The following is a 13,245-nucleotide window of genomic DNA, read 5'->3' as shown; positions in this document are numbered from 1 at the left end:
GCAAGGACATGCCGCACCGCATTGTCGTTCTCGGAGCTGGATACGCCGGAGCCATCGCGGCCGGGCGCCTCGCCAAGCGGCTGCGCCGCGAGGAGGTCGCCATCACCCTCGTCAACGCCGAGCCTGACTTCGTCGAACGGGTCCGCATGCACCAGCTGGCGACCGGGCAGGACCTCAAGCCGCGGCCGTTCAGCGCGATGTTCGCCGGCACCGGCGTCGAGCTGCGGGTCGCGCAGGTCACCGGCGTGGACGTCGAGCGCAGGAAGGTCGCCGCCGGCGCCGAGGAGATCGGCTACGACACGCTGGTCTACGCCCTCGGCAGCGGCTGGAACGCCCAGGGTGTCCCCGGTGCCGCCGAGCACGCGCACGAGATCGCCAGCCGTCCCGGGGCGCTGCGGCTGCGGGAGCGGCTGGCCCGCCTCGACGCCGGGCAGGCCGTGCTCGTCGTCGGCGGCGGTCTCACCGGACTGGAGGCCGCGACCGAGATCGCCGACGCGCGGCCGGACCTCGACGTCGCCCTCGCCGCCCACGACGGCCTCGGCGACTGGCTCTCGCCCAAGGGCCGCGAGCACGTGCGGAAGGTCGCCGGCAGGCTCGGGATCACCGTGCACGAGCACACCACCGTCACCGCCGTCGAGGCCGGCCGGGTCCGCACCGCCGGCGGTGGCGTCATCCCGGCCGCGGTCACCGTCTGGACGGCCGGTTTCGCCGTCCACCCGATCGCGGCGGCGACCAGCCTCGAGGTCACCGACACCGGCCGGATCGTCGTCGACGGGACCATGCGGTCGGTTTCGCATCCGGAGGTGTACGCCGTCGGCGATGCCGCCTTCGCCATCGGCGCCGGGGACAAGCCGCTGCGGATGTCGTGCGCCTCGGGCACCCCGATGGCGTGGCAGGCTGCCGACGCGATCGCGGCCCGCCTGACCGGCGGGAAGCTGCCGGACGTGCCGCTGCGCTACTTCAACCAGTGCATCTCGCTGGGCCGCAAGGAGGGGCTGATCCAGTACGTCACCGCCGACGACCGGGCCGTGCGGGCGGTCCTCACCGGGCGGCTCGCCGCGGTCTACAAGGAACTGGTCTGTAAGGGCGCCGCGTGGGGCGTGGCCAACCCGATGCTCGGGCTGCCGACCCGCCGCGCCGCGATCCGCCCGGCCCGGGCCGAGGCCTACTCGGCGGGCGCGAAGCGTTCCAGCGCCGGCATGTAGCGGCGGTACGGGCCGACCTCGTCGCGGTACCGGCCGGCCAGGACCTCACCGATCTGCGCCAGGTGCGTCAGGTCGTGCGCGACCCAGGCGGCGAGGACCTGCTCGAGGGTGACGGTGCCGAACTCGGGGTGGGTGCCGGACCGGGCCAGGTCGTCCTGGGTCAGCCCGAGCGCGTCGAGGTCCTCCAGACTGGCCGCCCGGGCCGACCGGAACCGCTCCACCAGCTCGGCCACCGGCTCCCGCTCCCAGTCCAGCATCGCCACCCGGTTGAACGGCGCGAACGTTCGGCCTGTGCCGTGCTCCACGATCACCCGGATCCGGGGCAGCCAGTTCGTCGCGTCGCCGTGCAGAAGGTGGCCGGCCACGGCGTACGCGCTCCACGTCCCCTCGCCGTCGTCGCGGTGCACCCACGCGTCGGGCAGCCCGCGCAGCAGCGCGGTCACCGCGTCGGGCGTGCGGGCCAGCAGCGTCGTCGCGTCTGAGATCAGCATGAGCCCATGCTCGGCGGCCGGGGACGCGGTGGACAGGGCCACCTCGCGATGACTGGCCTGACGCCGACGCCGACGCCGACGCCGACGCCGACGCCGACGGGCCGGACCTGGGACCTGGTCCGGCCCGCCAGCTCAGTGATCCGCTACCGGTGCCACTTCTGGTTGCTCGCGCCGTTGCAGGTCCAGATGTGCAGCTTCGAGCCGCTCGCGGTGGCCGCGTTCTGCACGTCGACGCACTTGTTCGCCTGGGTGTTCACCAGGTCGCCGGCGGCGGTGAGGGTGAACTTCTGGGCGCCGGTGCCGTTGCAGGTCCACAGTTGCACGACCGCGCCGTCGGCGGTGGAGCCGCCCGAGACGTCCATGCACTTGCCGAGCGCCCGCACCGAGCCGTCCGCGTTGAACGACCACTGCTGGGCGCCGGTGCCGTTGCAGTCCCAGATCTGCAGCCGGTTACCGTCCACGGCGTTCGAGGACGGCACGTCGATGCAGCGGTTGCTGCCGTTGCCGATGATCGCGCCGGTACCGGTGCCGCCGCACGGCGGTGCGGTGTCGAACGTGTCGGTGAAGGTGCTGCCGGCGGCGCGGTACGCCGCGACCTGCGCGGTTGCCGCGGCGGGCGACAGGACCTGGTTGCGGGCGAACAGGAACCAGTCGACCTGCTGGACGTAGGTGGACGTGCCGCCGGTGTGGGTGGCGGTGTCGATGAACCAGAGGTTCCAGTTCACGGTCATCGTCTGCCGCGGGTAGAACTTGCCGGAGTGGTCGCCGACCAGGACGCCGTCGATGTGGTACTTGACGTGCCCGCCGGACACCTGGACCACGAGGTCGTGCCAGCCGTCGTAGCTGCGCCGCTGCTCCGAGTGGGTGTTGTCGGCGAGCCACGGCTCGTTGCGGTACGTGTACCAGCTGGTCTGGTAGTTGATCGGGCCGGTCTCGCCCCAGCCGCCGTTGGGCAGGTACTCGGAGAAGTCCAGCTCGCTGTAGGTGGGGTCGAGGTCGCCGTTGAGCGGGCTGATCGCGAAGAACGTCTCGTTGACGTGGTCACCGTCGGCGCCGCCGGTCGGGGCGTCGGTGAACCGGATCCGGCTGGCGTAGGTGCCTTCGAAGTAGCGCTTCTGCGCCGAGTACACCTCGGCGTGCCTGGTCCCGGCGCCGGTGCCGTTGGTCGACGCGGTCAGTTGCATCACCTTCTGCCCGCTGGACGTGGGGAACGTGATGTTGGCCGGGGACCAGGTGGCGCCGGGGACGCCGGGTCCGCCGGCGTTGCCGCGGGGCACCCAGCCGTGGCCGGTGAACCCGGCGTCGCCGGACGAGGCGTAGTTGAAGTCGTCGAACACGTTGCCGCAGCTGTTGGCGGCCGCGCCGGCCTGTCCCGTGGTCGCGGCGGTCACCGCGACAGCGCCGAGCGCGGTCGCGAGGACCAGCGCCGCGGCGGCCAGGACAGGGCGCGGCGGGGTGTGGTTCATGGGCATGGCGGTGCCTCCGAAGCATCCCGTTGGCGGTCGGAATTTTCATCGGTTATCGATGTGGATGAAAACTACGTCCATCACTGCGTCAGGTCAACTCCTCCCGGCCGGCCCCACGATCCGCGGGACCGGCCGGGAGGGGCGGGTCAGTACACCTCGAACTCGTAGATGCGCGTCGCGCCGCCGGAGCCCTGCTCGGCCGCGAGGACGTTGACGCGGACGTAGCGGGCGGTGGCGGTGAACGGGTGCGTCGAGACGTTCGCCGTGTTGCCGCGGACCTGGGCGACCGTGCTCCAGCCGGCGCCGTCGGTGGAGACCTGCAGGTCGAAGTCGCGGGTGTTCCAGGTGGCGCTCTCGCCGCCGGCGCCGGCGTGGCGGAGCGTCACCGAGTGCAGTGCGGTGGCGGCGCCGAGGTCGACCTGGAGGTACTTGGTCGCCGCGGTGGAGCAGAACTTGTCGCTGGTGCCGCCGGAGACGCTGCCGTTGACGGCCTTGGCGGGGCCCTCGTTGGCGTTGCAGGCGGCGGAGCCGGTGGCGGGCCGGTTCAGTGCCAGGTTCGTCGACGGCGGGGCCGCGGTGTCGAACGACGGCGGCGCGTCAGCCGGAGCGCTGCCCCACGACGGGTTGGCGGTCGTGCCGACCGTGAAGGCCAGCGTCCCGCCGGTGGCGACGAAGGACTCCGGCAGCCACGAGCGGTTGGAGGCGGCGCCGTTGACGGTGAGGCTCTGCACGTACGGCGCGGCGGTCGGCGCCGTGACGCTGATCGTGGGCCCGTTGCCGCGGTGGATCGTGACCTGCGGGAAGAGCGGCGCGGACACCAGCAGCTCGGCCCGGCCCGGCGTCAGCGGGTGCAGGCCCATGGCGGACCACACGTACCAGGCGGACATCGCGCCGAGGTCGTCCTGGCCGGGGATGCCCGACGGGGTCGGCGCCCACAGCGCGTTGAGGACCTGGCGGATCGTCTGCTGCGCCTTGTCGGGGCGGCCGGCGAAGTTGTAGAGCCACGGCACCCAGATCGAGGGCTCGTTGTCCATCTCCGACTTGGTGCCGCCGGCGTTGGTCAGGGCCCAGCTGCCGTCGCTGTTGTGGAAGAAGCTGTCGAGCCGGCTGACGGCGGTGGCGTTGCCGCCCATCTTGTCGAACAGGCCGCGGACGTTGTGCGGGATCATCCAGGTGTACTGCGCGGCGCTGCCCTCGGCGAACCCGCTGTCGCTGCCGGGGCTGAACGACGGCCAGGTGCCGTTGTCGTTGCGGTCCTGGATGTAGCCGCCGTTGGCAGGGTTGTAGACGTTCTTCCAGTACTGCGCCCGGGCCAGGAACTGCGCGGCGGTGGTGGTGCTGCCCAGGCGCTGCGCGAGCTGCGAGACGCCGAAGTCGGCGACGGACACCTCGAGGGTCTCACCCGCGCCGCCCCAGGCGTTGCCGTTGGTCGGGATGTAGTGGATCGACAGCCACTTGTCCAGCGACGGCCGCTCGCCGACGACCATGACGTTCCAGCCGTCGCGGCTCAGGTCGGCCGCGGTGACGTTGGTGGCGGCGCTGACCATCGAGTTGAGCGCGCCGGTCGCGTCGAAGCCGGTGCCGCCGAACGCATAGATGCTCGGCACCGCCGCGTGCGCCGGGTCGCCGGTCATCACGTGGGTGCCGCCCTGGTTGTGGGTCCAGCGGTCCCAGACGCCGCCGTTCTGGTTGGCCTGGTTGAGCAGCGACTGGGCGATGTCGGCGCCGACGTCCGGGCGCAGCAGCGTCACCAGCTGGACCTGCCCGCGGTAGACGTCCCAGCCGGAGAAGTTGGCGTACTGGGCGTGCCCGCTCGCCGCCGTGTGCACCTGCTGGTCCATGCCGACGTACTGGCCGTTGACGTCGCTGAAGACGTTCGGGTGCAGTAGCGCGTGGTAGAGCGCGGTGTAGAACGTCTGCAGCTGGGTGGTCGTGCCGCCGCCGAGGTCGATGCGGCCGAGCTCGGTGTTCCAGGCGTCGGTCGCCCGCTGGCGCACCGTGTCGAAGGTCGTCCCGGCCGGGTTCTCCGCGGCGAGGTTGGCCTGCGCGTTCGCCTGGCTCACGTACGAGATGCCGACCCGCACGCCGACGGTGCTGCCCTGGCTGAGGTCGAAGGTGACGTAGCCGCCGGAGCCCTTGCCGGCGACCGGCCAGCCGTCGGTGCCGTAGGTGGTGCCGCCGGACGCGCTCGTCGTGCCGGGCCGCAGGGCGTTGTCCTGCCACGTGCCGACGCTGCTGAACGGCTTGTCGAACACCGCGGTGAAATGCAGCGTGTAGTAGCTGCGCCGGCCGACGGCGTTGATGTAGCCGCAGAAGTTGCCGCTGGTCACCGAGCCGCTGATGGTGCGGTTCGCGGCGTCGATGTTCACCGTCGCGGCGCTGCTGCCGACCTCGGAGTTCGACGTGCGGACCAGCATCGAGGCGGTGCTGCCGGTCGGGTAGGTGAAGCGGCCCGAGCCGGTGCGGGTCGTGGCGGTCAGCTCGGTGTTCACCCCGGAGTTGAGCCGCACCCGGTAGTAGCCGGCGGTGGCGGTCTCGTCGGCGTGCGAGAAGCCGCTCGCGTAGGTGGCGTCGGTCGTGTCCGCGGACGGCGACGAGCCGACGGTGCCGACGTGCGGCATGAAGGGGATGTCGCCCGAGCCGCCGGCGCAGCCCGTGCCGGACATGTGGGTCAGGCTGAACCCGCGGGTGCGGGTGGTGTTGTACCCGTAGCCGCCGGGCCGCACGGTGCGGGTCTGGTTCCCGCCGGTGTTCTCCGGGCTCCACTGCACCATGCCGTAGGGCGTGTCGGCGCCCGGGAAGGTCTCCCCGCCGTTCGTGCCGACGAGGGTGTTGACGTAGCCGGCGGGGTTCGTGACCGCCTGCGCGGGTGCGGTGCCGGCGAAGGGCGCCACGGCGGCCCCGGCCAGCACCGCGACCGCGGCGAGCGTCCGCCCGCCTCTGATTCTGCTCATAGTGCCTCCATCCATCCAAGGATGTGAAAACTATGAGTATCAGTAGCCGCAGGTCAACGCCGGTGACATCGTTGGCACATTTTTTTCATCGCGACATCACGAAATGCCGTGCGATCTTCGTGTTTGAGCTGTGTGTAGTTAGTCAAATACGTAGAGTGAAGGACACGTGAACCGAGACCAACGGGGGTTTCTACGAGATGGCTCAGACACGGCAGCAGCGTCTGAAAGGTGGCCGGCTCCGTATACCGGTCGTGGTCGGGGCGGCGGGTTTCCTCGTCGCACTGACCGGGGGGATCGTGCAGACGGCCGGCGCGCACACGACGGGGGGTGACGCCACGACGCGGGTCGCGGAGACCATGCCGCCGGGGACGGACCCGAGCACGGCGGTCCCGCCGGACCCGTCCATGAGCTCGGATGTGGGGCCGTTCTCGACCCCGGACCCGTGCTCCACGGACCCGGGTGGCACCGCGGGCCCGTTCGGCAGCCCCACACCCGGCGCCAGTGCCAGCGCCAGTGCCACTCCCGGCGTCAGTCCCGGTGGGACGGTCGATCCCGGCCTTCCCACGGACCCCGGGGTGCCCGTCGACCCGAGCGTGCCGGTGGATCCCGGCACGGGCGAGACGCAGCCGCCGCCCGGGTGGTGGTCCGGCCCGGGAGGTCCGACGGGTCAGGCCCTGGCCCGCGCCGAGGAGACGCCGATGGTCCCCGGCCCGACCGACCCGACCGGGGCGGTGCCGTCCGGCACCGGGCCGGCGGTCATCATCCCGCCGGGCATGAACGGCGTCACGCCGACCGCGACGCCGAGTGACGGCACGACGCCGGTGCCCGGTGCCACGCCGTCGTGCGCGACCGTCCCGGTGCCGATCCCGACGGACACGCTGGTGCCCGCCCCGACCGACACGGCGGCGCCGATGCCGACCGACACCCTGATGCCCGCGCCGACCGACACGCTGGCGCCCGCACCGACCGACACCGCGGTGCCCATCCCGACCGTCGGCTGACGGCGACAACCGCAGCGGGGCCGCACGGAAGCGGCCCCGCCGCCGTCTGCGCACGCGTGCCGGTCACCCGCTCGATCGTCATCGGGCGATGCCAGCGGATAAGGTCCAGTCGTGACCGGACGACTGCTGGCGATCAGTGATCTGCATGTGTCGTACCAAGAGAACAGGGAGATCGTCGAGCAGCTGAAGCCGACGCATGATGACGACTGGCTCATCGTGGCCGGCGACGTGGGGGAGAAGGTCGCCGACGTCACCTGGGCCCTGCGGACGCTGCGGGAGCGCTTCGCCAACCTGATCTGGGTGCCGGGCAACCACGAGCTGTGGACGACCCGCGACGACCCGGACCAGTCGCGGGGCGAGGAGCGCTACCGGCGGCTCGTGGCGATGTGCCGCAACATCGGGGTCGTCACCCCCGAGGATCCGTATCCGGTGTGGGACGGCCCCGGCGGGCCGGTGATCGTGGCGCCGCTGTTCGTGCTCTACGACTACTCGTGGTGGCCGGCCGGGACGTCGAGCACCGAGGAGGCCATGGCGACCGCGCAGGCCGCGGGGATCGTCGGCACCGACGAGGTGCTGCTGCACTTCGACCCCTACACGGGGCGCGACGCGTGGTGCCGGGCCAGGGTCGAGCTGACCGAGCCGCGGCTGCAGGCGGCCGCGCAGCAGCTGCCGACGGTGCTGGTCAACCACTTCCCCCTCGTGCGGCACCCCACGGACGTGCTGCGCTACCCGGAGTTCGCGCTGTGGTGCGGCACCGACCTGACCGCCGACTGGCCGACCCGGTTCCGGGCCCAGGAGGTCGTCTACGGCCACCTCCACATCCCCCGCACGACCTGGCAGGACGGGGTGCGGCACCAGGAGGTGTCGGTCGGCTACCCGCGGGAGTGGAGCCGCCGCCCGACGCCGCCGGCGCGGCTCGTCCCGGTCCTGGAGCGGTGACGCCGGCGGCGGGTCCTCGCAGGACCTGACATCAGGTGCGCTTCGCCACCGCCGTCTGGAGCCGGTCGAGGAGGCGCAGCTCCAGGTCGAGGTCGGTCTGGCGGATGCTGGCGATGATCACCGTGTCGACGCCGCTGCCCTCGAGCCGGGCGATGTCCTCGGCGATCTGTTCGGGCGCGCCGCCGAGGTACGGCCGGTGCTCGGTGATCGGCCCGTCGGTGAGCGGTACGTTGGCGCGGGCGACGACGCTGAGTGCCGTGGCGTCGCGGCCGGCCTCCTGGGCGAGCCGGCGGAAGGTTGCGGCCGTCTCGGTCAGCTGGTCGGAGGAGAACGCGATCGGGTTGAGCCCGTCGGCGATCCGGGCGGCCCGCGCGATGCCGGCCGGCGTGGTGGCGCCGACCAGGATCGGGATCGGCTGCTGCACCGGCTTCGGGTTCACCTCGGCCGCCTCGATCCGGTAGAAGCGGCCCTGGAACTGCGTGGGGTCCGGCCCCCAGCAAGCCCGCATCGCCGCGACGACCTCGTCCAGGCCGGCGCCCATGCGCTTCATCGGCACGTTGGCGGCCTCGAACTCCTGCGGCATCCAGCCCTGCCCGATCCCGGCGACGACCCGCCCGCCGCTGAACTGGTCGAGGGTGGCGAAGCGGCGGGCGAGGACGATCGGCGGGTGCAGCAGCGCGTCGATGACGCTGGTGCCGAGCCTGACGGTGTCGGTCATGCCGGCGACGTAGCTGAGCGTCTCGAGCGGCTCGTAGGTCAGCCGGTAGGTCTCCGGGATCCGCGCCGGTGGGGCGCCGAACATCGAGATCTCGGCCATGGGCCGCAGCAGCCGCTCGTAGGTCCAGACGGAGTGGTACCCGAGGCGCTCGGCCTCCTTCGCCACCCGTGCGATGTTCGCCGGTCCCGCGAGGGCACCACTGGTCGGCAACTGCACGCCGAGCTGCATCCGCTTCCCCTATTCGTAGATCGAAATCCCTTCTCCTCAAACGTGGCACGGGGCGGGGCGGTCCACCATGGTCCACACAGTCAGTAGGGCGCGACCCCGTATGCGGTCGCCGCGCGGCGGACGGACGAGTAGTAGCTGGTGCCGCCGGTGGCGCAGTTGCCGCTGCCGCCCCAGTTGATGCCGATGCCGACCGTGCCGGCGAAGAGCGGGCCGCCGCTTTCACCGGGCTCGCTGCACACGGTGGTGCGGATCATGTTGTACACGGTGCCGCCGGCGTAGTTGATGGTGACGTTCAACGAGGTGATCGTGCCGGTCCGGGTGCCGTTCGGGCCGGTGCGGCGCACGGTCTGGCCCACCGTGCCGGTGCCGAACGAGGTGATCGGCTGCAGGCCGCCGGCGTACAGGTCGACCGCGCTGGGCTTGGCGATGCTGCCGTTGGTGTACCGCACGAGCGCGTAGTCGTAGCTGGTGTCGCGGGCGGCGACCACGCCGAGGACGGTGCCGGTCCCGGTGCCCGCGTAGACGGTGACGCCGACCGCCGGGACGCAGTGTGCGGCGGTCAGGAAGTAGTACGTGAGGCCGGCCTTGGCGTTGAAGCCGATCAGGCACCGGCCGCCGACCGCGCCGGCGTTGAACGTGTCGCCGCCGGCGATGTGCGGGGCCAGGATGCCCGGCTCGCGCAGGACCGTGCCGCCTGCGTGGGTGACGGCCCTGGTCAGGCCGGCGGCGACGGACGGGCGCACCGAGTCGTCGATGCTGACCGTCAGCCGCCCGTCGGTCCACCAGGCGGTGCCGGCGGTCGCGGCGAAGGCCTGCAGGGGTGCGGCGGCCGCCGCGTCGGGCGCGGGTAGCAGTACCGCCGCCGCCACCGCCACGCCGAGAAGCATTCGAAGACGCATGGTGCCCCCATCTAGAGATAGATGTAAATCTCTAGATGGTAATGGGTCAGTGCCCGGAATGGTTGCGCTGGCAGCAGCGGGCGCGGGCCAGGAGTTCGTGCATGCGGGGCGCGGCCTCGTCGGCGGTGCGCAGCGGCGCGCTGAACGGCAGCTGCACGTCGCGGTGGCGGCTGGCGAACTCCAGTCGCAGCACCACGCCGAAGCGGTCCATCCGCACCGGCACGACCCGGTGCACGCCGTGCAGGTGGTGCGGCGCGATCAGCCGGGACAGGTGCTCGACCGCCTCCGGGTGCGCGGCGCTCAGGTGGCACAGCAGGTCGGCCTCCTCGCGGGCGAGGGGATCGGGGCTGGCCGCGGTGAACGCCTCCGCCTCGACCTCGACCTCGCCGAGGATCGGGTCCAGCAGGGTGGCCGAGGCGAGCTCGAGCGCCGCCCGCAGGTCGCCGTCCGCCTCGCCGGCCGGCTGCAGCCAGCCGGAGAACGTCGCCCTGGAACGGATCCGGCCACCCGCGGACCGCACCGGCGTCGGCGCGATGTCGGTGATCTCGATCGCGGCGGCCAGGTCGGGCTCGGCCTCGACCAGGCGGGCGACGTGGCTGCCCGCGGGCAGTTCGACGACGATGCGGCCGGCCTCGTCGACGTGGTGGCGGCCGATGAGGTCGCAGCGGTGGCCGGGGATGTGCAGCGTCAGGGACGACGCCGCGGTCAGCAGCGTGCGGAGCCGTTCCGCGGCGGTGGGGAGCTTGATCCCGGGCATGGCAACCTCCTAAGGTTAGGCTTACCTTAGTAGAGAGGTGACGAATGAACCAGTCCCGGCCGAAGGTTCGGCTGTCCCGGGCGCTCGGCATGCCGCTGACCCCGAAATGCGTCAAGTACTTCGAGCGGCGGCCCTTCCCGCCCGGCCAGCACGGTCGTGCCCGCCCGAAGCACAGCGACTACAAGGTCCGGCTGCTGGAGAAGCAGCGGTTGAAGGCGCAGTACAACCTGCGGGAGAGCCAGCTGCGGCACGCGTTCGACCGGGCCGCGGGCCGGCCGGGCAAGACCGGCGAGGAGCTGATCGTCGACCTGGAGACCCGGCTCGACGCGCTGGTCCTGCGGGCCGGCTTCGCCCGGACGATCTACCAGGCCCGGCAGGTCGTCACCCACCAGCACCTGACCGTCAACGGCCGCCGGGTCGACCGGCCGTCGGCGCGGCTGCGCCCCGGGGACGTGATCGAGGTCGCCGAGCGCAGCCGGCAGAAGACGCCGTTCGTGATCGCCGCGGCAGGGGCACACGTCGGGGAGCGGACCGCGCCCTACCTGAGCGTCGACGTGTCCGGGCTGACCGCCCGGCTGCTCCGCCTGCCGCTGCGCCGCGAGGTGCCGGTGATCTGCGACGAGCAGCTCATCGTGGAGTTCTACAGCCGATAGCACCTACAGTTGCGACCAGTGGAAACGTATGACGTGATCGTGGTCGGGCTCGGCGGGATGGGCAGCTCGGCCGCATACCATCTCGCCGCCCGCGGCCAGCGGGTGCTCGGCCTGGACCGCCACGGGCCCGCCCACGACCAGGGTGCCAGTCACGGCGGGTCGCGCATCACCCGCCAGTCCTACTTCGAGGACCCGGCCTATGTGCCGCTGCTGCTGCGGGCGTACGAGCTGTGGGAGGCCCTGGAGCGTGACTCCGGACGGGACCTGATGGACCTGTGCGGCGGCCTGATGCTCGGCGCGCCCGACAGCCTCACCGTCGCCGGCAGCCGGCGTTCGTCCGAGCAGTGGGGTCTGCCGCACGAGATGCTCGACGCCGCCTCGATCCGCCGGCGCTTCCCGAACCTCCGGCCGGCGCCGCACGAGGTCGGCCTGTACGAGCGGAAGGCCGGCCTGGTCCGCCCGGAGGAGACGGTCCGTGCCAACCTCGACCTGGCCGCCCGCGCGGGTGCCGACCTGCGGTTCGAGGAGCCGGTCCTGTCGTGGACCTCCGACGCCGGTGGGGTCTCGGTCCGCACCGCCCAGGGCTCGTACCGCGCCGGCGCGCTGGTGATCTGCCCCGGACCGTGGGCGCCCTCGCTGCTCGCCGACCTGGGCATCCAGTTCTCGGTCGAGCGGCAGGCGCAGTTCTTCTTCCAGCCCGTCGGCGGGGTCGACGCGTACCTGCCGGACCGCCAGCCGATCTTCATCTGGGAAGGCCCTCCGGGGACGCAGGCGTATGGCTTCCCGGCGCTCGACGGTCCCTCCGGTGGCGTCAAGGTCGCCTTCTTCCGCGGTGGTGAGGTGACCACGCCGTCGACGATCGACCGGTCGATCCGCCCCGACGAGGTCGCGGCCGTCGCGGCGCACTTCGCCGACCGGGTGCCCGGCCTCGCCGGGCGGTTCCTGCGCGGCAAGACCTGCATGTACACCAACACCGCCGACACCCATTTCGTCATCGGGCGGCATCCCGGGCACGAGCGGGTCACCGTCGCGTGCGGCTTCTCCGGGCACGGGTTCAAGTTCGTGCCGGTGGTCGGGGAGATCCTCGCCGACCTGGCGCTGACCGGGGCGACCGCGCACCCGATCGAGCTGTTCGATCCGCGGCGGCCGCGCAGTGTTCACGCCTGAGGAGCTCCTCGACGAGACGTGCGTCGCGTGTCCCGGGCAGCGCCTGCCGCTCGGCGCGTTCGACGTGGCGCCGCGGCCGTCGCCGGCGATCCCGTTCTCGGCGGTTCTCGGATACCGGGTTGCGGCGGCGACCGGGGTGCCGACGTGCGTGCACGCCTTCCGGGTCGGGGTACCGCCGGGGTTGTACGCCTCCGGGGGTGTGCCCCTGCCCACATCTTCCCCGGTGCCGGCCCCGTCACCCGTGGATCTGGAACTCCCGGCGGACGGGACGCTGCTGGAGGCTTGGCTGCTCGCCGTCGTCCGGACCACGCCCGCGGACCGCTTGCCGGTGACCCTCGCCCGTGCCGAACAGCTGGCGTTGGAGCGCTTCCCACCTGCGGAAATCCTTGCGGCGATGCGGAGAGTCCTCGGAGGTGGTTGACACTGCCGCGGGGGGCGAGTAAGTTTGCACAGCCAGCACGAGCCGGGCAGATGGGTTGCTTAGCGACCATCGGCCGGTGTGCGAGGCCATCCGTAACTTCACTCACCTAACGGTGAGCGTCAGCACGGGTGTGTTCGGGCGATGCTAGCGAATCCCCTGGGAATCGCGATTTGGCGAAATCGACCGGCGCGTTCTACAGTATTGAAGGCCCCAAGAGAGCGCCTCAACAAAGAGGCGGTTTCGCGGTGTGTGTTGGTTGTTTGAGAACTCAACAGGGTGCTTGTTAAGCCAGTGCCAATTGATATGACCCCGTGACACGGGCCTTTGGGTTTCGTGTCCGAGGATT

Annotated in this window: 12 protein-coding genes; 6 read left to right on the top strand and 6 right to left on the bottom strand. The window is 71.8% G+C overall.

Annotated elements, in window-relative coordinates; translation table 11 throughout:
- Nucleotides 1-8 precede the first annotated feature (8 nt).
- Nucleotides 9-1,205, top strand: coding sequence for an FAD-dependent oxidoreductase (locus AB0K00_RS31335; RefSeq protein WP_363527537.1), 1,197 nt, complete (start codon nt 9-11; stop codon nt 1,203-1,205).
- Here the strand turns inward: AB0K00_RS31335 and AB0K00_RS31330 are convergent.
- The 3 genes from AB0K00_RS31330 to AB0K00_RS31320 form a co-directional block, all read right to left on the bottom strand.
- A complete protein-coding gene (locus AB0K00_RS31330) occupies nt 1,166-1,696 on the bottom strand; it encodes a DinB family protein (protein ID WP_363527534.1) in 531 nt (176 codons plus the stop codon). The genes AB0K00_RS31335 and AB0K00_RS31330 overlap by 40 nt on opposite strands.
- Before the next feature lie 143 nt (nt 1,697-1,839).
- Nucleotides 1,840-3,162 (bottom strand): ricin-type beta-trefoil lectin domain protein, encoded by a 1,323-nt coding sequence (locus AB0K00_RS31325; protein WP_363527531.1) that lies wholly within the window; start codon nt 3,160-3,162, stop codon nt 1,840-1,842.
- A 146-nt stretch (nt 3,163-3,308) separates the two neighbouring features.
- Nucleotides 3,309-6,116, bottom strand: a complete 2,808-nt coding sequence (locus AB0K00_RS31320; protein ID WP_363527528.1) for a GH92 family glycosyl hydrolase — start codon at nt 6,114-6,116, stop codon at nt 3,309-3,311.
- Between the two features lie 197 nt (nt 6,117-6,313).
- Between AB0K00_RS31320 and AB0K00_RS31315 the strand changes: the two genes are divergently transcribed.
- Together AB0K00_RS31315 and AB0K00_RS31310 are read left to right on the top strand one after the other, a co-directional pair.
- Entirely contained in the window at nt 6,314-7,117 is an 804-nt protein-coding gene (locus AB0K00_RS31315) for a hypothetical protein (RefSeq protein WP_363527525.1), read from the top strand.
- A gap of 111 nt (nt 7,118-7,228) precedes the next feature.
- Complete coding sequence (locus AB0K00_RS31310; RefSeq protein ID WP_363527522.1) at nt 7,229-8,056, top strand: metallophosphoesterase; 828 nt, start codon at nt 7,229-7,231, stop codon at nt 8,054-8,056.
- A gap of 31 nt (nt 8,057-8,087) precedes the next feature.
- On the opposite strand, the gene AB0K00_RS31305 is transcribed toward AB0K00_RS31310, so the two are convergent.
- From AB0K00_RS31305 to AB0K00_RS31295, 3 genes are all read right to left on the bottom strand, one after another.
- Entirely contained in the window at nt 8,088-9,002 is a 915-nt protein-coding gene (locus AB0K00_RS31305; RefSeq protein WP_363527519.1) for a TIGR03619 family F420-dependent LLM class oxidoreductase, read from the bottom strand.
- A gap of 80 nt (nt 9,003-9,082) precedes the next feature.
- Nucleotides 9,083-9,901, bottom strand: a complete 819-nt coding sequence (locus AB0K00_RS31300; RefSeq protein WP_363527516.1) for a S1 family peptidase — start codon at nt 9,899-9,901, stop codon at nt 9,083-9,085.
- A 46-nt stretch (nt 9,902-9,947) separates the two neighbouring features.
- On the bottom strand, nt 9,948-10,658 hold the full coding sequence (locus tag AB0K00_RS31295; RefSeq protein WP_363527513.1) for a DUF2470 domain-containing protein: 711 nt from the start codon (nt 10,656-10,658) through the stop codon (nt 9,948-9,950).
- A gap of 44 nt (nt 10,659-10,702) precedes the next feature.
- On the opposite strand from AB0K00_RS31295, the gene rpsD reads away from it, so the two are divergent.
- Genes rpsD through AB0K00_RS31280 form a run of 3 tightly spaced genes read left to right on the top strand, consistent with a single transcriptional unit; the run spans nt 10,703 to nt 12,899 of the window.
- Nucleotides 10,703-11,311, top strand: a complete 609-nt coding sequence (gene rpsD, locus AB0K00_RS31290; RefSeq protein WP_363527510.1) for a 30S ribosomal protein S4 — start codon at nt 10,703-10,705, stop codon at nt 11,309-11,311.
- An 18-nt stretch (nt 11,312-11,329) separates the two neighbouring features.
- Nucleotides 11,330-12,478: an N-methyl-L-tryptophan oxidase gene (solA, locus tag AB0K00_RS31285; RefSeq protein WP_363527507.1), complete on the top strand. Its 1,149-nt coding sequence runs from the start codon at nt 11,330-11,332 to the stop codon at nt 12,476-12,478.
- Nucleotides 12,465-12,899, top strand: a complete 435-nt coding sequence (locus tag AB0K00_RS31280; protein ID WP_363527504.1) for a hypothetical protein — start codon at nt 12,465-12,467, stop codon at nt 12,897-12,899. Before solA ends, AB0K00_RS31280 begins: the two co-directional genes overlap by 14 nt.
- Nucleotides 12,900-13,245 lie beyond the last annotated feature (346 nt).

Source organism: Dactylosporangium sp. NPDC049525, from assembly GCF_040676755.1.
In the GTDB taxonomy this organism is placed as follows: Bacteria; Actinomycetota; Actinomycetes; order Mycobacteriales; family Micromonosporaceae; genus Dactylosporangium.
Note: the sequence above shows the minus strand (reverse complement) of the source record. Positions and strands in the feature narration are given on the sequence as shown.